The 19,152-nt window shown below is 29.5% G+C and carries 18 protein-coding genes; 4 read left to right on the forward strand and 14 right to left on the reverse strand.

Translation table 11 applies throughout. The features are described 5' to 3' along the window. The 12 genes from Q0V09_RS01530 to Q0V09_RS01585 all read right to left on the reverse strand — a co-directional run. The coding region (locus Q0V09_RS01530) for a M20 family metallopeptidase (RefSeq protein WP_297486830.1) at positions 1-750 on the reverse strand (750 nt) is incomplete at its 3' end. Further along, positions 747-2,243, reverse strand: a complete 1,497-nt coding sequence (locus Q0V09_RS01535) for an ABC transporter substrate-binding protein (protein ID WP_297486833.1) — start codon at positions 2,241-2,243, stop codon at positions 747-749. The genes Q0V09_RS01530 and Q0V09_RS01535, both read right to left, overlap by 4 nt. Positions 2,244-2,529: 286 nt before the next feature. Beyond that, positions 2,530-4,029 carry a YifB family Mg chelatase-like AAA ATPase gene (locus Q0V09_RS01540; RefSeq protein WP_297407891.1) on the reverse strand — a complete coding sequence of 500 codons (1,500 nt, stop codon included), beginning with the start codon at positions 4,027-4,029 and terminating at the stop codon, positions 2,530-2,532. Between the two features lie 59 nt (positions 4,030-4,088). Next, positions 4,089-4,496 (reverse strand): transcription antitermination factor NusB, encoded by a 408-nt coding sequence (gene nusB, locus Q0V09_RS01545; RefSeq protein WP_297407892.1) that lies wholly within the window; start codon positions 4,494-4,496, stop codon positions 4,089-4,091. A gap of 12 nt (positions 4,497-4,508) precedes the next feature. Further along, positions 4,509-4,718, reverse strand: coding sequence for a DUF2273 domain-containing protein (locus Q0V09_RS01550; RefSeq protein ID WP_297407893.1), 210 nt, complete (start codon positions 4,716-4,718; stop codon positions 4,509-4,511). A 10-nt stretch (positions 4,719-4,728) separates the two neighbouring features. Beyond that, positions 4,729-5,238 carry an alkaline shock response membrane anchor protein AmaP gene (amaP, locus tag Q0V09_RS01555; protein WP_297486836.1) on the reverse strand — a complete coding sequence of 170 codons (510 nt, stop codon included), beginning with the start codon at positions 5,236-5,238 and terminating at the stop codon, positions 4,729-4,731. Positions 5,239-5,290: 52 nt separating this feature from the next. Further along, positions 5,291-5,671: an Asp23/Gls24 family envelope stress response protein gene (locus tag Q0V09_RS01560; protein WP_297486838.1), complete on the reverse strand. Its 381-nt coding sequence runs from the start codon at positions 5,669-5,671 to the stop codon at positions 5,291-5,293. Between the two features lie 55 nt (positions 5,672-5,726). Further along, a complete protein-coding gene (accC, locus tag Q0V09_RS01565; RefSeq protein WP_297486841.1) occupies positions 5,727-7,073 on the reverse strand; it encodes an acetyl-CoA carboxylase biotin carboxylase subunit in 1,347 nt (448 codons plus the stop codon). A 15-nt stretch (positions 7,074-7,088) separates the two neighbouring features. After that, positions 7,089-7,514, reverse strand: a complete 426-nt coding sequence (locus Q0V09_RS01570) for a biotin/lipoyl-containing protein (RefSeq protein WP_297407756.1) — start codon at positions 7,512-7,514, stop codon at positions 7,089-7,091. Positions 7,515-7,591: 77 nt separating this feature from the next. Then, the gene (locus tag Q0V09_RS01575) at positions 7,592-11,008 is read right to left on the reverse strand and encodes a DNA polymerase III subunit alpha (protein ID WP_297486844.1); all 3,417 of its coding nucleotides are present in this window, start codon (positions 11,006-11,008) and stop codon (positions 7,592-7,594) included. A gap of 8 nt (positions 11,009-11,016) precedes the next feature. Beyond that, on the reverse strand, positions 11,017-12,216 hold the full coding sequence (locus Q0V09_RS01580) for an MFS transporter (RefSeq protein WP_297407660.1): 1,200 nt from the start codon (positions 12,214-12,216) through the stop codon (positions 11,017-11,019). A 254-nt stretch (positions 12,217-12,470) separates the two neighbouring features. Beyond that, the gene (locus Q0V09_RS01585; RefSeq protein WP_367172268.1) at positions 12,471-13,295 is read right to left on the reverse strand and encodes a methyltransferase domain-containing protein; all 825 of its coding nucleotides are present in this window, start codon (positions 13,293-13,295) and stop codon (positions 12,471-12,473) included. Between the two features lie 84 nt (positions 13,296-13,379). Here Q0V09_RS01585 and Q0V09_RS01590 point away from each other — a divergent pair, with 84 nt between their 5' ends. Both Q0V09_RS01590 and Q0V09_RS01595 read left to right on the forward strand, forming a co-directional pair. Continuing rightward, positions 13,380-14,273: a DMT family transporter gene (locus tag Q0V09_RS01590; RefSeq protein ID WP_297407696.1), complete on the forward strand. Its 894-nt coding sequence runs from the start codon at positions 13,380-13,382 to the stop codon at positions 14,271-14,273. Between the two features lie 54 nt (positions 14,274-14,327). Then, the gene (locus tag Q0V09_RS01595) at positions 14,328-14,921 is read left to right on the forward strand and encodes a hypothetical protein (protein ID WP_297486850.1); all 594 of its coding nucleotides are present in this window, start codon (positions 14,328-14,330) and stop codon (positions 14,919-14,921) included. Positions 14,922-14,967: 46 nt separating this feature from the next. Here the strand turns inward: Q0V09_RS01595 and Q0V09_RS01600 are convergent, their stop codons facing one another. Both Q0V09_RS01600 and Q0V09_RS01605 read right to left on the reverse strand, forming a co-directional pair. After that, positions 14,968-16,677, reverse strand: coding sequence for a hypothetical protein (locus Q0V09_RS01600; RefSeq protein ID WP_297486853.1), 1,710 nt, complete (start codon positions 16,675-16,677; stop codon positions 14,968-14,970). Between the two features lie 129 nt (positions 16,678-16,806). Further along, on the reverse strand, positions 16,807-17,490 hold the full coding sequence (locus tag Q0V09_RS01605) for a pseudouridine synthase (RefSeq protein WP_297486856.1): 684 nt from the start codon (positions 17,488-17,490) through the stop codon (positions 16,807-16,809). Positions 17,491-17,630: 140 nt separating this feature from the next. Between Q0V09_RS01605 and pepT the strand changes: the two genes are divergently transcribed. Further along, a complete protein-coding gene (gene pepT / locus Q0V09_RS01610; RefSeq protein WP_297486859.1) occupies positions 17,631-18,854 on the forward strand; it encodes a peptidase T in 1,224 nt (407 codons plus the stop codon). Beyond that, positions 18,844-19,125 (forward strand): acylphosphatase, encoded by a 282-nt coding sequence (locus tag Q0V09_RS01615; protein ID WP_297486862.1) that lies wholly within the window; start codon positions 18,844-18,846, stop codon positions 19,123-19,125. The genes pepT and Q0V09_RS01615 overlap by 11 nt, the downstream gene beginning before the upstream one ends. The last annotated feature ends 27 nt before the right edge of the window (positions 19,126-19,152 follow it).

The raw sequence follows: 19,152 nt of genomic DNA on the forward strand, positions 1-19,152 counted from the left end.
AACTCCTTCTGAAGCTATTACATTATGTCTTGTTCCAGACTTAATTATTCCAATTGTTAAAAGTGCTGGTTCTAATGGATCTATCTCCCTACTTACAATGCTTTGTAAATTCATAACCATAGCAGAAGTCACAACAACAGTATCCACACACTCTTGAGGTTTTGCCCCGTGTCCTCCACTTCCCAAAACTTTTATTATAAATATATCCCCAGAAGCACACCTAGCTCCTGAATCACAACATATTGTTCCTACTGGCATCTCTGATGAAACATGAAGTCCAAAAATACTATCCACCCCTTCTAAAGCACCATCTTTTATCATTTTCAAAGCTCCTCTCACAAGCTCTTCTCCAGGTTGAAAAAATAACCTTACCTCTCCTTTTATCTCACTTTTCATCTCATTTAATACCTTTGCTGCTCCTAATAACATAGCTCCATGTGCATCATGTCCACATGCATGCATCATTCCTGGAACTTTCGAAGCATAATCTTTATCACTATTTTCCTGTACTGATAGAGCATCAATATCTCCTCGTAGTGCTATAGTTTTTCCTTCCCTCTCTCCTTTTATAACTCCTATTACTCCTGTTTCTCCAACTATTTCACACTGAACTCCTATTTTCTCAAGTTCCTCTTTTATTCTTTTAGAAGTTCTGTACTCTTTTAAACTTTCCTCTGGATTCATATGAAACTCTCTTCTCATATCTCTTACATAGTTTTTATACTTCTTCGATAACTCTTTTACTCTCATAAACTCTCCTCCTCAAATGATAATTTATAAAAATTAGGTATATTTATAGGTGTTTGTACAAATCCTTTTACTTCTTTTCTAACTCCAGCATTGGATAGTGCAAAATATATTGGAAGTACTGGGACCTCTTCATTTACAATATTTTGAATCTCTTTATATATCTCCCTCCTTTCATTTAATCTAATCTCCTTTCTTCCTTTAGCTAAAAGGTTATCAACTTTTGAATTTTCATAAAAAGATCTATTCCCTTCACTTCCTTTTTTAGAACTATGTATTAGTTGAGTTAAACTGTGATCAGCATCTCCAGTATAACTAGACCATCCAAGCATATACATATCTGTTTTCCCCTGTCCTGTATAATCTAAAAAAGTTGCCCACTCTAAAATTTCCACCTTTACTTCTATTCCTATCTCTCCAAGTTGAGCTTGAATTATTTCACACATCTGTCTTCTTAGTTCATTGTTATTTGTTGTTAAAGTTAACTTTATTTTTTCATATCCAGACTCTTCTATAAGTTTTTTAGCTTTTTCTTTATTATATTCATATATCTTAGCTGACTTTGAATAACCAAATACTCCTGGAGTTAAAAAGCTATTGGCTTTTTCAACACTTCCCATTAAGAAAAATTCAATTATAGCATCTCTATCAATTCCCATGGCTATTGCTTTCCTTATGTTTACATTTGAAAGTGGACCTTTCTTAGTATTCATTCCCATATACAACCCATTTAAAGAGCTCACCTCTTCCAAACTAACTTGAGAAACATCTCCTAAAACATTTCTTCCTATCCCTTCTATCTCTGTCCCTATATGAATCTCTCCTGTTTCTAATCCTATTACCCTACTATTCTCTTCTGGTATCCCTCTAATCTCAATAGTATCTATTAATACTGGTCCTTTAAAATAGTTTTCATTTTTAGTGATAACTACCTTACTTCCAACCTTCCATTCGCTAAATTTAAAAGGTCCAGTTCCATTTGGATTTATATGATAATCTTTTGCATTTTCAGTATATTCCTCACTTATTATAGAAGCTGATACATGAGTTAAATGGTATAAAAGTGAAGCTGAAGGCTCATCTGTTTTTATAACAACTGTATATAAATCTGGAGTTTCAACTTTAGAAATAGCCCTAAAAAGATCACTTGTCTTTGGATTTTTCTTAGCTCTATCTATTGTATATTTTACATCTTTAGATGTTAACTTCTGCCCCTTATGAAATTTAATACCTTTTTTCAAATGAAATATTAGTGTATTTTCATCTTTTTGCTCCCATTTTTCAGCTAATCCACCTACTATATTTAATTTCTCATCCCTTTCTATAAGTCTATCAAAAATATTAAAAATTACCCTTGTAGAATAAAGATCTCCTGAATCTTGTGGATATAAAGTAGTCGCTTCACTACTTTGAGCATAAACTAATTTTTTAGGTACCTCCTTTGAAAAACACAGTAAATTAATCATAAATATTAAAGCTAACATTCTCTTAAACATAAAATCCCTCCCATATTTTTATATATAAAAAAAGAGCCCACAGATATATTATATCTGTGAGCTCTTTATATTAATGATAGTTAATATAAAATCATTCTCTTACAGACACAACCCTAGTATTTTGAAATTCAAAATGGGATTGCGTCTTTTTTATCAAAAAGAATCAATCCTCAAAATACCAGCTTTGCCATGTAAATTTGATCTTAAACATATTTAACCATCCTTAGAATTTATTTTAATTTGCTAAAGAATATCATAGTAAAACTTCTTTGTCAAACTTTTAATATTAATTTTTTCTATAAGTTATTGCTTCTAACAGATGATGTCTCTCTATACTTCCACTTTCGTTTAAATCTGCTATAGTTCTTGCCACTTTTAAAATTTTATAATAAGTTCTCATGGACATATTTAATGAATTTATTGCCTCTCTCATTATCTTTTCACTAGAGATATCTAATTTACAATACTTTTCTATCTCATCACTTGTCATATCTCTATTTAACCTTTCACTTTCATACCTTTTATTTTGAATCTCTCTTGCTCTAAGGACTCTCTCTTTTATTTTTTCTGATGAGTCTCCTCTCTCTTCACTTATCATTTCACTCTCTTTTAATCTATATACTTCAACATACAAATCTATTCTATCTATAATGGGACCTGATAATTTTTTAGAGTATCTTCTAATATCATATGAGCTACAAACACACAGCTCCTCATCAAAAGCATTACCACAAGGACAAGGGTTACAGGCTCCAATAAAAATAATATTTGCTGGAAACTCCATTTTTCCATAATTTCTAGAAATAGAAACTCTTTTTTCTTCAAGAGGTTCTCTTAAGCTCTCTATTACCCCTTTTTCAAATTCTGTAAACTCATCAAGGAAAAGTACACCATTATTAGCAAGACTTACCTCTCCAGCTCTTGGAACTCTTCCTCCACCTATTATAGAAGTTACTGTTGATGTGTGATGTGGATCTCTAAAAGGTCTACTATTTATTATATAATCTCCATCTTTTAACTCTCCAGATATACTATATATCTTTGTTGATTCAATTATCTCTTTTTCTGACATTGGAGGTAAAATAGTTACTAATCTTTTTGCAAGCATTGACTTCCCACTTCCAGGAGAACCAACCATTAAAATATTATGTCCACCTGCCCCACATATTTCAAGAGCTCTCTTTGTCATACTTTGTCCTTTTACATCTTTCATATCAACATTAAAAATTTTTAAACTCTCTTTAATTTCTATAGGAGCCTCTATTTTTTCACTGTTTTCTATAAACTTAATAACATCTCTTAAATTTTTCACAGGAACTATATCTATCCCATGTATTAGAGAAGCTTCTTTATAATTTTCAAATGGAATAATAACACCTTTAAGTCCCTTTTCTTTTCCAAGTAACACTCCACTAATGACTCCTTTTACTCCTCGCACCTCTCCAGTTAAAGAAAGTTCTCCCATAAATAGATATTTATCTAAAATATTTCTTCTATCTTTTAAGAACCTCATTCCTAACATTATCCCTAAACACATAGGTAAATCAAAATGAGATCCTGATTTTCTTATACTTGCAGGAGTTAAATTAATTATAATTCTTTTAGGTTCAAGTAAAAATCCCATGTTTTTTATAGCTGATCTTATTCTATCTTTACTTTCACATATTGTTGTATCTCCAAGACCTACAATATTAAAGAGAGGAAATCCATTTATTACATCTACTTCAACTTCAACTAAAAAAGGTTCAATTCCTAAAAAACTAGAACTAAGTATTTTTACAAACATAAAAACCTCCTCAAATAAAATAAGGAGAGCAAATTATTTTGCTCTCCTTAAAATTGAAACTACATATTCTTTTCTACAACTATTTTAGCTAAAACACCATTAATAAACTCATGAGATTTTTCATCTCCGTATTTCTTAGCTAACTCAACAACTTCATTTACAAGAATTTCAGCTGGTACATCTTCAAACAAAATCTCATATGTTGCGATTTTTAAAAGTGCTTTCTCAACATTTCCAACTCTATCTAAAGTCCAACCTGTTATATTGTTTTTTAATGTTTCAGTTACTAGCTCATCATTTAAAGCCATTCCCTTTGCATACTTTACAATAAACTCTTTCTCGTTTGTATTTAACACTGTGTCATCTCTTAAAAGATAACTTTCTAAAGTTTCATCTAATTTTACATTAGTTAACTCCGATTCAAATACTATTTTAAATAACTCTTCTCTTGCTACTCTTCTACTCATTTTATTTCCTTTCTAATCTCTTAATCTATTTAATATTTGTTTTTTCAACTTACTTTGGAACTCTTTATCTCCCAATTTATACCCTATAAAAGCTAGTGCTAATATAAAAATTGTTTTTAAAACCCCATATTCTACAAGTAATATTCCCGAAATAAGCCCAATAACTCCATAGAGATATTTTCTAAAGTTAAGAATAAAATTTTCTATAATTTTTTCCAACATTTTCTACCTCCTATACCACTGGGTCTTTCTTCATTGATAATTTAGATATTCTTACTTCTATAACATCAACCTTTAAATCCAATTTCTCATCTAAAGTATTTTTAATATAGCTCTGTATATCTGTAGTCTTAGCTGCTATGCTAGAGTTTGATAAAATCTCTAAATTTATAATAATGTAAAACTTTCTGCCTTTTTTACCACAATCAATTTTTAAACTTCTAATATCTCTATCCTTTGATAGTAGTTCTTTTACTAAACTCTTCACTGTTTCTGTTGAAATATGAACAGTTCCATTTTCATTTTTTATAACATAATCTTCCTCTTTACTAAACTTAGAAAATAGTTTCAGTAAAGATATTATAAAGTATATTAAACATATATTCAATACCACAATTTTAAAAAGTAATGATGTTGTGTCAATATTTGAAAAATATGATGGCATCACCATGTATGCAAAACCAACAATAGACATTGCAAAGATCCCAACCCATGCAAAAAAGAATATTATTTTTTTAATCATAAAACTCACCCCTATAAAGAAAGATTAGAGGCGCAAAACGCCTCCTGTTCTTTTATAAAATCTCTATATCTTCCTGTTTATCATCAAGGTCTGATTCAGATAAAATCTTAACATCTTGAACAAAAACATTTACCTCTACAACTTTTAACCCAGTCATATTATTTATAGCAGTAAGTACATCTCTTTGAACATTTTGAGCAACTTCAGATATTTGATATCCATATTCCACTATAATATATATTTCTACGCTACACTCTTTTTCTCCAACTTCAACTTTAACTCCATTAGTAAGTCTCTTTTTACCAAGCATTTTACTAACTTCATCAGCAACTCCTCCTGCAAGTTTATAAACTCCAGAAACATCCTGTGCTGCTTTAGCTGATATTGTTTTCACTACATCATCTGCTATTTTTATATTTCCTAATTCATTCATAAAAACACCTCCGTAGATTCTATACTTATATTATTACATTTATTTAATTTTTTTCCTAGTTTTTTTCAAAGTTTTCTTCAATAAATTTTGTAGTTACCTTACCATTCCTATATATTTCATTTTCTAATACTTGTAAATGGAAAGGTATAGTTGTATCTATTCCCTCTATAATATACTCATTTAAAGCTCTTTTCATCTTTTCAATAGCTTCTTCTCTTGTTATTCCATGAACAATTAATTTTCCAATCATTGAATCGTAATATGGAGAAATTTCATATCCTTGGTATGAATGCGAGTCAATTCTTACTCCTGGTCCACCTGGCGCTATATAAGTTTCTATTTTTCCTGGTGATGGTAAAAATCCTGCTGTTGTGTCCTCAGCATTTATTCTACACTCTATTGCATGACCAAAAATAACAACATCCTCTTGAGATATATTTATTCTATCTCCCTCTGCCACTTTAATTTGAAGTTTAATAACATCTATTCCTGTTACCATCTCTGTTACAGTATGCTCAACTTGAACTCTTGTATTCATCTCCATAAAGTAGAAATTATCATTTTTATCAACTAAGAACTCTAAAGTTCCAACTGAGTCATAATTTATTGATTTAGCAAGTTTTACTGCTGCTTCACCCATGGCTTTCCTTACTTTTTCAGGTAATCTATTTGAAGGAGACTCTTCAATTAATTTTTGATGTCTTCTTTGGATAGAACAATCTCTCTCTCCAAGATGAATAACATTTCCATGCTTATCTCCTATAATTTGAACCTCAACGTGTCTTGGATCATCCACAAATTTCTCTATATAAACATCTGGATTTCCAAATGCTAAGTCTGCCTCAGTTTGAGCTGCTACTATTTTGCTTTCTAACTCTTCAGCAGTTCTAGCAAGTCTCATTCCTTTACCTCCACCACCTGCTGTGGCTTTGATCATTACAGGATATCCTATTCTTGTATCTATCTCATGTCTAGCTTCTTCAATGCTTGAGATAATTCCTGTTCCATTTGTTAAAGGAACGTTGTTGGCTATTGCTGTTTTTCTTGCAGTTGCCTTATCTCCCATATTTTCAATAGCTTCTGGACTTGGACCTATAAATGTAATATTTTGCATTTGACAAATTCTTGCAAATCTTGCATTTTCTGATAAAAATCCATATCCTGGATGAATAGCATTAGCTTCAGTAACTTCTGCTGCTGCTAAAATATTTGGTATTTTTAAGTAAGACTCAGTACTTAATGGTCCACCTATACAAACAGCCTCATCAGCTAATCTAACATGTAAACTATCTTTATCTGCTTCTGAATATACTGCTACAGTTTTTATTCCAAGTTCCTTTGCCGCTCTAATTATTCTTACAGCAATTTCTCCTCTATTGGCAATTAATATCTTCTTAAACATCAGGTTCCTCCTAAATTATATTGCTGCAGCTCTTACTTTAATTAGAACTTTTCCATAGTCAATTATTCCACCATTTTCAACAAGTATCTCTACAATTGTTCCATCAACTGTTGATTTTAAGGGTGTTCTAGTTCCCATTACAAGAGTAAATCCTAAATCTTGACCTACTTTTATATTGTCTCCAATAGATATCAGCTTTTGACCCTTTGCATTTTCAAAATAGAATTTTCCAATTCCACTTGAAATAATTTCTTCAAATTCTTCTATTGCTTTTATCTCTTCTTTTGGAGTTTTCACTGCATCTTTAACAACTATTTTTTTAGGTGTTGGTGCTTTTTTTATTTTAACTTTTACATTATCTTTCTCATATCTTAATTCTGTTAATCCACATTCACTTAAAACAGTTATCAAATCTTCTACTTGAAAATCTTCTTTCTTCATAAGTTCCTCCATCAATATTTATCACTTATTTTACCATAATTTTTCAAATCATTCAAGGAATCGTTACAGGTGTTATTTTATTTCATAACAACGCTATTTTTACCTAGAAGTTCCTCTATTTCAAGTATTAGATTTGAAGTTATATTCACTCCCATTTTAGAGTTTCTTAACTCTTTTTCTCCATCTCTATCAATTGCAAAACTTAAAGGTACATCTCCTTTATTATTTATAAATATCTCTTTTAGTCTACTGTATTTTTCTGTATCTCTATCTTTAATTAAAACATACAATCTATTACTTCTATTAAAAATCACATTGTCTATTTTAGTTATATTTCTAACCACTATTTTTTTAGTTTCATTTCCGTTAAAGTAATCTATTTGAACAGATCCTTCAACACACACTGCCTTCCCTTCTAACTCTTGATTCATTAGCTCCTTATACTCTCTTGGAAATATTATTCCACTTATATTATCATAATAATCTTCAAGAATAAAAGTGCACATTGGTTCACCACTTTTCTTAGTTAGGATTTTTTTTGCTTCTCTTAGTATACCATAAGTTTTAACTCTATGCTGAGAATTTTCGTTTTTTAAATCTGTTATATTCTCTACCTTGTGTACATCTAATAACCACTTATATTTATCAAGTGGATGTGCACTATAATAGAATCCCAAATACTCTTTTTCACTCTCTAGTTTATAATCCATAGTATAATCACTTAGGTCTGGTAAAGAGTAGTGCACAATTTCAGATTTAGCTCCTCCAAATAGATTCATTTGTTGAATATCATCCTCTTTTATTTTTTTATTAGCAAAATCAAAAGCTTTTTCCAAAGACTCAAATTTTTGTCTTCTATTTCCAGGCACAGAATCAAGGGCACCTGATAAAATCAATGCCTCTAAACTTTTCTTATTAAGCCCAAGTGGTTTCATTCTATATACAAACTCCTCATATCTTTGGAACCTTCCATTTTCTTCAAAATCGAACTTTATCTTTTCAGCTATTCCCTCTCCTACATTTTTTATTGCAGATAAAGAAAATCTAATTCCATTATCTTTCACTGTAAATTTTGAAGCTGGATTATTTACATCAGGAAGCAAAAGTTTAACCTTATGATTTTTAGCATCCTCTATATAAAAGGCTACATTTTCCACATTACTTTTTTCTGATGTCATTATTGAAGCATAATATTCCTCTTTATAAAAACATTTAAAATAAGCTGTCCAATAAGCTATTAAAGCATAAGCTGCTGAATGGGATTTATTAAATCCATACCCTGCAAACTTATCTATTAAGTAGAATATCTCTTCAGCTTTTTCCTTTGTATATCCATTTTCAATAGACTGTTTTACAAATTTTTCTCTATTCTCATCCATAATTGAAGCTTGTTTTTTACCCATAGCTCTTCTTAAAAGATCTGCTTCTCCTAGAGAATAGTTCGCCATTATTGAAGCTATTTTCATAACTTGTTCTTGATATAAAATAACTCCATATGTCTCTTTCAATACATCTTCAAGAGATTCATGAGGATACTTAATCTCTTCAACTCCATTTTTACAATTGATAAAAGTTTCAACCATTCCAGAACCAAGAGGTCCTGGTCTATAAAGAGCAAGTAAGGCTATTACATCTTCAAATCTATCTGGCTTTAATTTTTCAAGTATCTTTCTAATACCATTTGATTCAAGTTGAAATACCCCTAAACTATCACCAGTAGATAACATCTCATATACTTTTTTCTCATCTAAAGATATGTTTTCAAGTTTTATCTCTTTTTCCTTTGTTTCCTTAATATAATCTATTGTTCTTTGAAGATTTGTTAAATTTCTAAGACCTAGAAAATCCATTTTTAAAAGTCCTAAATCTTCTAATTCCTTCATTTGATACTGTGTCGAAACTCCCTTATCCTTATTATCTCTATAAAGAGGGACTACATCAGTTAAGGGTTCCTTTGTTATAACAACTCCAGCAGCATGAACAGATGCATGCCTAACTTTATTTTCAAGTCTTTGAGAAAGATTTATTAAATTCATAACCTCTCTATCATTTTCATATGCCTCTCTTAATTCAGCTACCTCTTTTAAAGCCATCTCAAGAGTTGCAAAAGCTGGAATTAATTTAGCTACCTTATTAACCTTTTCTAAAGGTACATCAAGAACCCTTCCCACATCTCTTATGGCAGCTCTTGCTTTCATTCTACCAAAAGTTATTATTTGAGCTACCTTATCTGCCCCATACTTTTCAACAACATACTCTATTAATTCCCCTCTTCTCTCTTGACAAATATCAATATCAATATCTGGCATAGATATTCTTTCAGGATTTAAAAATCTCTCAAAAATAAGATTATATTTTATAGGATCTAAGTCTGTTATTTTCAGTGCATATGCCACTAAACTTCCAGCTGCAGAACCTCTTCCAGGTCCTATTGGAATATTTTTATCTTTAGCATAAGCTATAAAATCCCAAACAACTATAAAATACTCCTCATATCCCATTTTTATAATAATATCAAGCTCATACTCAACTCTTTTTAAAAGTTCCTCTGATAAACCCGCTTCATATCTATCTGCCAATCCTTTATAAACTATTTTTTTTAAAAACTCAGTGGCACTTTTAGAGCATGATGGAATATCATAATGAGGAAATTTAAACTGACCAAACTCTAAAGATATATTGCATCTATCAGCTATTTTTTCACTTTCCTCTATATATTCTAAGGCATTTTCTCCAAGAGATCTTAACATCTCCTCCTTGCTTTTTAAGAAAAGTTCATGAGTTTCAATTTTCATTCTATTACTCTCATTTACTTTACTTCCAGTTTGAATACATATTACTAAATCTTGAAGTGTGTGATCCCCTTCATATACATAGTGAGTATCATTTGTAGCCACTATTTTAAGTTTATGCTTTTTTCCAAAATGAATTAACGATTCATTTAGCTCTTTTTGTCCCTCTACTCCATTTCCCTGTATCTCTATATAGAAGTTTTCTTTTCCAAATATCTCCACATAGCTCTCAATTTTAGAGTCTATCTTCTCTTCAGACTCATTATCTAAAATCCCTCTTGAAATCTCCCCTTGCATACAAGCTGACAAGGCTATGACACCTTCACTATGTTTTTTTAAAAACTCTTTATCTATTCTAGGTCTATAATAAAACCCATTCAAATAACCTTCTGAAGCTATTTTCAAAAGATTTTTATACCCTATATTATTTTCTGCAAGAAGAACAAGATGAAAGTTTCTTCCCTCTCTTTTATCCATTTCAAACTCAGAAACATAAGCTTCTATTCCAATTATAGGCTTTATTCCCCTTGATATTGCTTTTTTATAAAACTCTATAGCCCCATACATATTTCCATGATCTGTTATTGCCATAGCTTTCATATTCATATTTTTTGCTTTATCTATATACTCTTCAATTTTTCCTACACCATCTAGAAGACTGTACTCTGTATGTAAATGCAAATGAACAAAATTTTTATTCATACTCCCTCCTATTCACGGTTTTTTTTAAAACTTATATAAAACATATACGTCGCTATTAAATATAGTACTACTGTTATATAATAAGGCGCTGTATATGATACCTTTTCCATTATATATCCTGCTACAACCATTCCAACTGCCCTTGTAGCATTTGATGACATTGATATTAAACTACTCATTAGTGCTCTATTTTCCTGCTCTACAGTTTCTAGAGCTATATTCTGTATTAAAGGTTGATTTAGGTTCATAAGAGTCGATCTTAAAAGAAAAGATATTCCAACAACTACAAGTCCTTGAGGAAATGCTATAGATATTAGAAAAGGAATAGATAGCAATTGACAAATAATAACTGTATTTTCCTTTCCAAGTCTTCTTGCAATAAAAGGTACAGAAAGTCCACCTATTACAAGTCCAAGTTGTGATAACCCCATTATAATACCAACCTTTTCATTATCTATATGAAGTGCAAATTTTAAATATACACTGAAAAATGGGATTACAAGACCTGCTCCAAAACCTAAAACTGTATTAAAGGCTATAAATTCTAAAGGCTTACCTTTTACAACCTCTTTTAAACCTTTAAAAAAATTTTTGTTCTTTTTACTCTCTTCAATTTTTACATCTTCTAATTTTATAGCTGGTATAAAAGCTATAAAAAGTATAATAGCACACACTACATATACTAAGGGTATACCTAAATTATATGCAAAAACTTTTCCAAAAACTTTAACAAATATTCCTCCAAAATAACTTCCACTAACCATACCTAAACTTTGCACTACAAAGTTTTTACTAAATACATCCACTCTATCCTTTGTATTTGTATTTTCTATTAATAAAACTCCCACTGAAGAAAATGGAAACCCATATCCTAGACCCATAATCACTGAAAATATCTTAAGATATCCCTCTTCCTTAAAAAAGGCCACACCTAAAATTCCAATAATCATAAGAGATATTCCTAATTTTATTGTCTTTTTAAAACCAAGCTTAGAACTTAAGTAAGCATTTAATAATGACCCCACCGCTATTGAAATACTGTTCATAGATAGTACTTCACCAACAACTAACTCTCCAAACCCCAAATTTTTCACATGGATTCCTGTAAAAACATTATAAACCCCTTGCATTACAAGTGTCGCTATTAAATTAATACTGATAATTGAAACAACACTTTGGTTATATTTAATCCTATTTAATTTAAACATATTTCCCCCCTGAAAAATGTATATACTATATTATACAATATAAAATTGCAAAAAAAAATACTTCTAAATTTTTTTAGAAGTACAAAAAATAAAGATGGTCCTCCGGGGGGGAATAGAGGGCCATCTTCAGGGGGGGATTAAATAATACTCTATAAGTACAAAGTCTTTTTTTATCAATAACTAGAAAACAACTCTATTTCGTTTTCTAATTATAATTTTTTGACGATAATAGTTTAAAAAAAGTTTTAATTTTTTTATTTTTTTTCAAAAATATCTATATTTACTTCAACTGTAGTTTCAAGTTCATTTAATAAAAACAGTTTATCCACTCCCTCTTTAGGGCTTCTCCATCTATATGGAGTCATATTAAATAAATTTTCTATACTTTCTTGTCCTTCAATTTTTGTTTTATATTTTATATTTACAGTTTCAATATGAGAAAAAATATTTAAATCCTCAACTGGTGAATAACATTCAACTCTTACATTTTCATAAACTACTTCTTTCATCTGTAAAAGATGCTCTTCCCCTGTTGAAACAACTATTAATTTTCCACCCTTTTTCAATGTTCTCATTTTTTCTTCTGGAATTATTTTAGCAAACATGCATATTATAAAATCAAGAGACTCATCTTCTAAAGGCAATGAACTTGCACTAGCAACAACCCACTCTATTCCTTTATATGATTTAGCCGCAGCAATAACTGCTTCTTTAGATATATCAATTCCCACAATATTACTTTTAATATTTAAAGCATCTAAAGTATCTCTAAGTCTATTTGTATAATATCCCTCTCCACATCCAATATCTAAAATATTAATTTCACTTTTTTCATCTAGGTTATCACACACTATTTTATTTACACCATTTGATATTCCTTCGTAATTTCCTTTCTCTAAGTAATTTTTTCTACTTAAAACCATCTCTTTACTATCCCCTGGAACCTTACTGTTTTTTTGATTTGATAATAGTAAATTTACATGGCCATACTTAGATACATCGTAGCTGTGGTTATTCTCACAAATATACTTTCTTTCTATTTTTTTCATTTTACTTTTACACACTGGACAAATTATCATTTTATCTACCTCACTATTTTTTTCTTTCTCTATATTATATCACATATTTCGTGCTATACTCTTAAGAAAATACCAGGGGGCATTATGAATTCAAGTAAACAATTTTTTCACAACAACATTATGATTATTGCAACACTATTTTTTGCTGGAGCTTTTATAGCTGGTAAATTTTCCATCGCTGAATTTCCAATTCCATCTTTAACTTTCTTTAGATTTGGTATTGCCGGTCTCATTCTTTTCATCGTTTTAATTTTACAAAAAAGAACTCTCTCTATTCCTAAAAAAGATATTCCAGTAGTATTTTTGCTATCTCTTCTTGGAATGGTTGGATACCATCTTTTCTTCTTTGCAGCACTTAAACACACATCAACTATTAATACTTCTTTAATAGCTGCTACAAATCCAGTTTTCACAACTATTTTTGCTTCAATCTTTTTAAAAGACAAAATTAATGCTAGAACCATTTTAGGAGTTTCTTTCTCCTTTGTAGGTGTACTTTTTTTAATAACAAATGGTAATATCTCTGTTTTTGAAAATATGTCTTTTAATATTGGAGATCTTTTAATGCTTTGTGCTATTTTATGTTTCTCATCTTATTTTATTATTTTAAAAAATGTTTTAACCAGAATAAATCCATTTACTTTAACTGCTTATGTTTTTATTTTCTGTGCAATTATCCTTCTTCCATTTGTTATATATGAAAATCCTTTTTCATACTTACCAAATGTAACTAGTAAAGGTTGGGGAAGTCTTTTATATATGTCTATTTTCTCATCTGTTATTGCTTATTTAATTCAACAAATATCAGTTCAAAGAATTGGTCCTGTAAAAACATCACTATATATTAATTTAGTTCCTGTTTTTTCAATGTTCCTTGCTTATTTTATATTAGGGGAACAGATAACTTACCACAAGATCATAGCTACTATTATTATTTTAACTGGAGTTTTTGTAACTATAAAAAGTAAAATTAAATAGTATTTATTGAACTTTTAGTTTATAATTGTAAGAAAAAAAAGGCAGGTGTTATTTATGGAAACTAATTTTTTTAATAATTTTATTGAAAACTTTTTTGAAGCCATTGAAAATGATTTTGAAAGTGCTATGAAAAAACAAAATGTTAAAAAACTTTCTGTTGTAAATTATAAAATAGATGTTATCGATTACGTTAATGGAAGTGAAAATCCAATTATAGACAGTATTAAAGAGGGAAAAGAAGGGGCTGAGCTATATATTCTTAACCAGTCTACTCCATACTGTGTAGAGGAAATTTTCCATCCCTTTTCTTTAGCTGCTCTTGCAGATAAAGTTTGTGGTGAAGAGGATAAATATATAAAAATATTAGAGAACTTCTATATCTCTTGTGAAGAGATGACTAGAAATTTCTTAAATCAACAAAATCTTCAATCTCTTAATATTGAAGATGAAGGTTTTGAAGTTTTAGCAATCTCTGGAGCTACTGGAACTTTTCTTTTGGCTGATGGTATTGTTAAAAATATCTTCATAGAACATAATAGAGTTTTCTTAGATATTAAAAATGATGATGATCAATTAGTAAGAGCTCATATTGTTGAATGTAATGCTTCTGATTTAGCCTTACTTTTAAGTAATTTAATCGTTGATTAATAGAATCTCAAAAGGGCAACTAAATATTAGTTGTCCTTTTGCTTTTTTAGTCATCAACTTTAACATGAAAATATAATCTAACTTTTTCATCAACATCTAAAGTATCTATTTCAACTTTAACAAGTCCCTTCTCTCCAATCTCTGGAAATAAAGTAGCCTTTTCATAGTTTCCTAAAGTTTCATCTCCCTTTATTTTTATTGATGATGGAAATGATACTAACCCCGGTGACTCTTCATTATTTACATTTTCTAAAGTTGTATACTCTGGGATGTAATCCTCTATTGAGGCATTTAAAGCTTTAGTTATTCCTACATTTGTAATCTCTAGCATATAATATATTACATCTCCTGGAGAAGCAGTTTGAATATTTTTTGTATACTCCTCTCCGTCTAAAGATTGAAACTTTTCTATTATTACAGCTTCTTCTATTATTATTATTTTGTCTTGGACTTCATTTAATATTGGCTCTACATTGTAACCATCTTCTAAATCTACTTTTAATTTCAATGTACTTTCTGTTCCTATCTCTGCTATTTCTAAAACTTGAACGACTAAAAATATTTGTATCTCTTCTTTTGGATCTAACTCTTTATTTTCTACTAACTCATATAGCATATCTTCATTTTCATCATATTCATTATTATTATTTGAATCTATATAGATATTTCCAATAAATTCAGATGATAAATTTTCAATCTTTATTTTCATTGAACTTCCATCTAGTATATTCCCTTCATTTTTTATTGTATGAGAAAATATAATAGTTCCACCTTGAACAGAGTTTCCAACTAAATTTTCTGGAGCAATTGTAATCTTTCTAACGACAGGAATTTCAATAGATAAAAGTTTATTCTCTCCAGACATTATAATTGTAGAATCATCACTACTTGTTATATTTATTCTAGTTTTATACTCTCCATCTTTAATGTCATCATTTAATTTCATTTGAAAATATACGTTTATCTCTTCTTCTATTTCAAGTTCTCCCGTATCTATTATTCCATCATCATTTGAATCTTCCATAGGAAGCAAATCATTTATAGTTCCTATTAAAAACTCCCCCTCCTCAATAAAAGTACTCTCATTTTTATCTACAAATAAATTAAAACTCATTTTATGATTACTCATATTCTTTATTTTATTTTCAAATAAAATAGTACCTCCTTGTTTAGCCACTGGTATATTTTCTCCATTAAATTCAACTTTTATCTCTTTTTTTATATAAATAATCGTTTCTTTTACAGAACTTTTTTTACTTTCATCTCCTTTGCTTTCTATTTTTATCTCTCTTTGAAAAGTATTTTCTTCATTTAAAGGTGTTTCTACTTTTACTAAAATAGATACCGATTCTCTCGAATTTAAAAATAAATATTCTATTATTTCATCTTCACTTTCATCTATTTCTCCATTTTTATTTATATCCATATGAACAGTCACATTATATGTCACTGGATAGTCATGAATTATATCAATATAATCTTCTCCATTTCCATTATTAATCACTTCGTGAGCAAATATAACTTCTTCCCCTGAAACTTTCTTTACAAGTCTATCTGGAGTTATACTTACAGAATATATTTGTTGTACTTTTGTTATTACAATATTTGAATACAGTTCTTTCATTTCATTATCTTTGGTTGTAAACTTTAAAATAGCCTGATTTCCTATATCTGTATTTGCTAGTAATACCATTCCATATAAAATATTCCCTAACAAAAGCATTCCTAATAGAATTACATATTTAAAGTTAGCCACTTTTCTCCCTCCTATATTAAACACACTCTTGTTACTTACTATTTTTATATTCTAATATCTATTTATTTTTCTTTTAATTTTAAAATAGAAAAAAAGATCATTAAATTTTTATATTTAATGACCTTTTTTCTAAATTATAATATCTTCTCTTTTGATCTCTTTAACTTCTCCAGGTTCTATTCCATCTAAAGTTAAATTACAAAATTTAATTCTTTTTAAATATACTACTTTATTATATACAGCTCTTAACATCTTTTTTACTTGGTGATATTTCCCCTCAGTTATAGTTAAGTTTATTGCCCTTGCATTTATGTATTCAACCTTTCCTGGTAATGCTTGATACCCTGTATTTAGCGTTACTCCTGTTTCTAAAGCTTTAATATCCTCTTCACTTATATCTCTTATTAATTCCACATAATAAGTTTTTTCCAGCTCATTATCTGGATGAGCTATTGTATGACTTAAATCTCCATCACTTGTAAAAAGAAGTAAGCCTTCAGTATCCCTATCAAGCCTTCCTACAGGAAATACACATTTTTTATCTACAAAATCTGGAAGTAACTCTACCACTGTTTTTTTATTTTCATCAGACATAGCAGTTACATATCCTTTTAGCTTATTCATAATATAATATTTCAAAACTTTTTTCTCTGGAACTACTCCATCAAAAGTTATAATATCACCTTCATAAACATCAGCCCCATCATTATATTCAATAATCCCATTAATAGTTGCTCTTCCTTCACGAACAGCTTTTTTTATCTTTCTTCTACTTGCCACTCCACATTCTACTAAGTATTTTTCTAATCTCAAATTTTCTACCTCTCACCCTTTAATTTTACTCTCCATTTTATCATATTTTTCATATTTTTGCAAAATCCAACTATTTTTTTAATGAAATATATGATAAGTTATAACTATGATTACAAACTAAAAGGAAACTAGGAGGAATTATGAGCTTTTTATTGAACAAATTCACAGAATATGTAAAGATTGATACAACATCAAATGGAAAAAACAAATCATGTCCAAGTACTGAGATTCAATTTAATCTTGCTAAGATTATTGTTAAAGATTTAGAAGATATAGGCCTAATAGATATAACTCTAGATGAAAATGGGTACATTATAGGTACTCTACCTTCAAATACAGCTAAGAAAGTTCCCACAATTGGTTTTATTGCACACATGGATACTGCTCCATCATTCAATGGAACTAATATCAAACCTAGAATTATTGAAAATTATGATGGTGAAAACATCACTTTAAATAAAGATTTAAATATTATTATGACACTTAAAGATTTCCCTGAACTTGCAAACTATAAGGGGCAAGATTTAATTGTTACTGATGGAACTACTCTTTTAGGTGCAGATGATAAAGCTGGTATTGTTGAGATACTAACTGCTTTAAAACATTTAAAAGAAAACCCATCTATTGAGCATGGTGAGATTAGAGTTGGATTTACTCCTGATGAAGAGATTGGAAGAGGTGCTAACCTTTTTGATGTTAAGAAATTTAATGCTGACTTTGCTTATACTATTGATGGGGGAGAGATTGGAGAGTTAGAATTTGAAAACTTTAACGCTTGTTCTGCCCATGTTGTAATTGAGGGGAGAGATATTCATCCTGGAGCTTCAAAAAATAAGATGATTAACTCTATTTTACTTGCTATGGAACTTAACTCTATGCTTCCATGTAACGAAAGACCTGAATACACAGAAGGATATGAAGGATTCTTCCTTTTACATGAATTCTCTGGTTCAATTGAAAAAACTGAAATAGATTTAATAATTAGAGATCACTCTAAAGAAAAATTCTTAGAGAAAAAGGCTCTTATTACTGAAGCTGTTAATTATCTTGAAAAAAAATATGTTGATGCTAAATTTACTTTAACTTTAACAGATAGTTACTACAATATGAGAGAGATGATTGAACCTGTTTATCACATTGTTGAACTTGCTGAAAAGGCTATGATTGAAGCTGGAGTAACTCCAAATATCAAACCTATTAGAGGTGGAACAGATGGAGCAAGACTTTCATTTATGGGATTACCTTGTCCAAATATCTTTACTGGAGGACACAACTTCCACGGTAAATTTGAATTTATTCCTATTCAATCTATGGAAAAATCTGTACAAGTTATCTTAAAAATTGCTGAATTAAATGCAAAATAATATTTTAACATATCATTTCATTATAAAAGGAAGAGTACAAGGAGTTGGATATAGACTTACTGCTTATTTAAATGCTACAAAACTTAATTTAGTTGGAAGTATAAAAAACCTAAATAATGGAGATGTTGAAATTTTTGTCCAAGGGGATAAAAATTTTATAGAAGATTTTAAAGAATATTTAAAAATAGGATCTAGCCTTAGTAAGGTTTTATCAATTGATGAAACCACTTTAAAGCTTCCATCTTATAACTCTTTTAAAATTTTATATTAACTAAATAAAAAGACTGATCAACTTAAT

The sequence above is a fragment of the uncultured Cetobacterium sp. genome (assembly GCF_947039425.1).
In the GTDB taxonomy this organism is placed as follows: Bacteria; Fusobacteriota; Fusobacteriia; order Fusobacteriales; family Fusobacteriaceae; genus Cetobacterium_A.

Excerpts from the sequence above, each read along its gene's own strand:
- Q0V09_RS01560 (WP_297486838.1), bottom strand. The coding sequence starts at position 5,671 with ATGAATGAATTAGGAAATATAAAAATAGCAGATGATGTAGTGAAAACA.
- Q0V09_RS01585 (WP_367172268.1), bottom strand. The coding sequence starts at position 13,295 with ATGATAATTTGTCCAGTGTGTAAAAGTAAAATGAAAAAAATAGAAAGA.
- Q0V09_RS01540 (WP_297407891.1), bottom strand. The coding sequence starts at position 4,029 with ATGTTTGTAAAAATACTTAGTTCTAGTTTTTTAGGAATTGAACCTTTT.
- accC (WP_297486841.1), bottom strand. The coding sequence starts at position 7,073 with ATGTTTAAGAAGATATTAATTGCCAATAGAGGAGAAATTGCTGTAAGA.
- Q0V09_RS01575 (WP_297486844.1), bottom strand. The coding sequence starts at position 11,008 with ATGAATAAAAATTTTGTTCATTTGCATTTACATACAGAGTACAGTCTT.
- Q0V09_RS01535 (WP_297486833.1), bottom strand. The coding sequence starts at position 2,243 with ATGTTTAAGAGAATGTTAGCTTTAATATTTATGATTAATTTACTGTGT.
- Q0V09_RS01550 (WP_297407893.1), bottom strand. The coding sequence starts at position 4,718 with ATGTTGGAAAAAATTATAGAAAATTTTATTCTTAACTTTAGAAAATAT.
- pepT (WP_297486859.1), top strand. The coding sequence starts at position 17,631 with ATGAGCTTTTTATTGAACAAATTCACAGAATATGTAAAGATTGATACA.
- Q0V09_RS01595 (WP_297486850.1), top strand. The coding sequence starts at position 14,328 with ATGGAAACTAATTTTTTTAATAATTTTATTGAAAACTTTTTTGAAGCC.
- Q0V09_RS01615 (WP_297486862.1), top strand. The coding sequence starts at position 18,844 with ATGCAAAATAATATTTTAACATATCATTTCATTATAAAAGGAAGAGTA.
- nusB (WP_297407892.1), bottom strand. The coding sequence starts at position 4,496 with ATGAGTAGAAGAGTAGCAAGAGAAGAGTTATTTAAAATAGTATTTGAA.
- amaP (WP_297486836.1), bottom strand. The coding sequence starts at position 5,238 with ATGATTAAAAAAATAATATTCTTTTTTGCATGGGTTGGGATCTTTGCA.
- Q0V09_RS01570 (WP_297407756.1), bottom strand. The coding sequence starts at position 7,514 with ATGAAGAAAGAAGATTTTCAAGTAGAAGATTTGATAACTGTTTTAAGT.
- Q0V09_RS01580 (WP_297407660.1), bottom strand. The coding sequence starts at position 12,216 with ATGTTTAAATTAAATAGGATTAAATATAACCAAAGTGTTGTTTCAATT.
- Q0V09_RS01590 (WP_297407696.1), top strand. The coding sequence starts at position 13,380 with ATGAATTCAAGTAAACAATTTTTTCACAACAACATTATGATTATTGCA.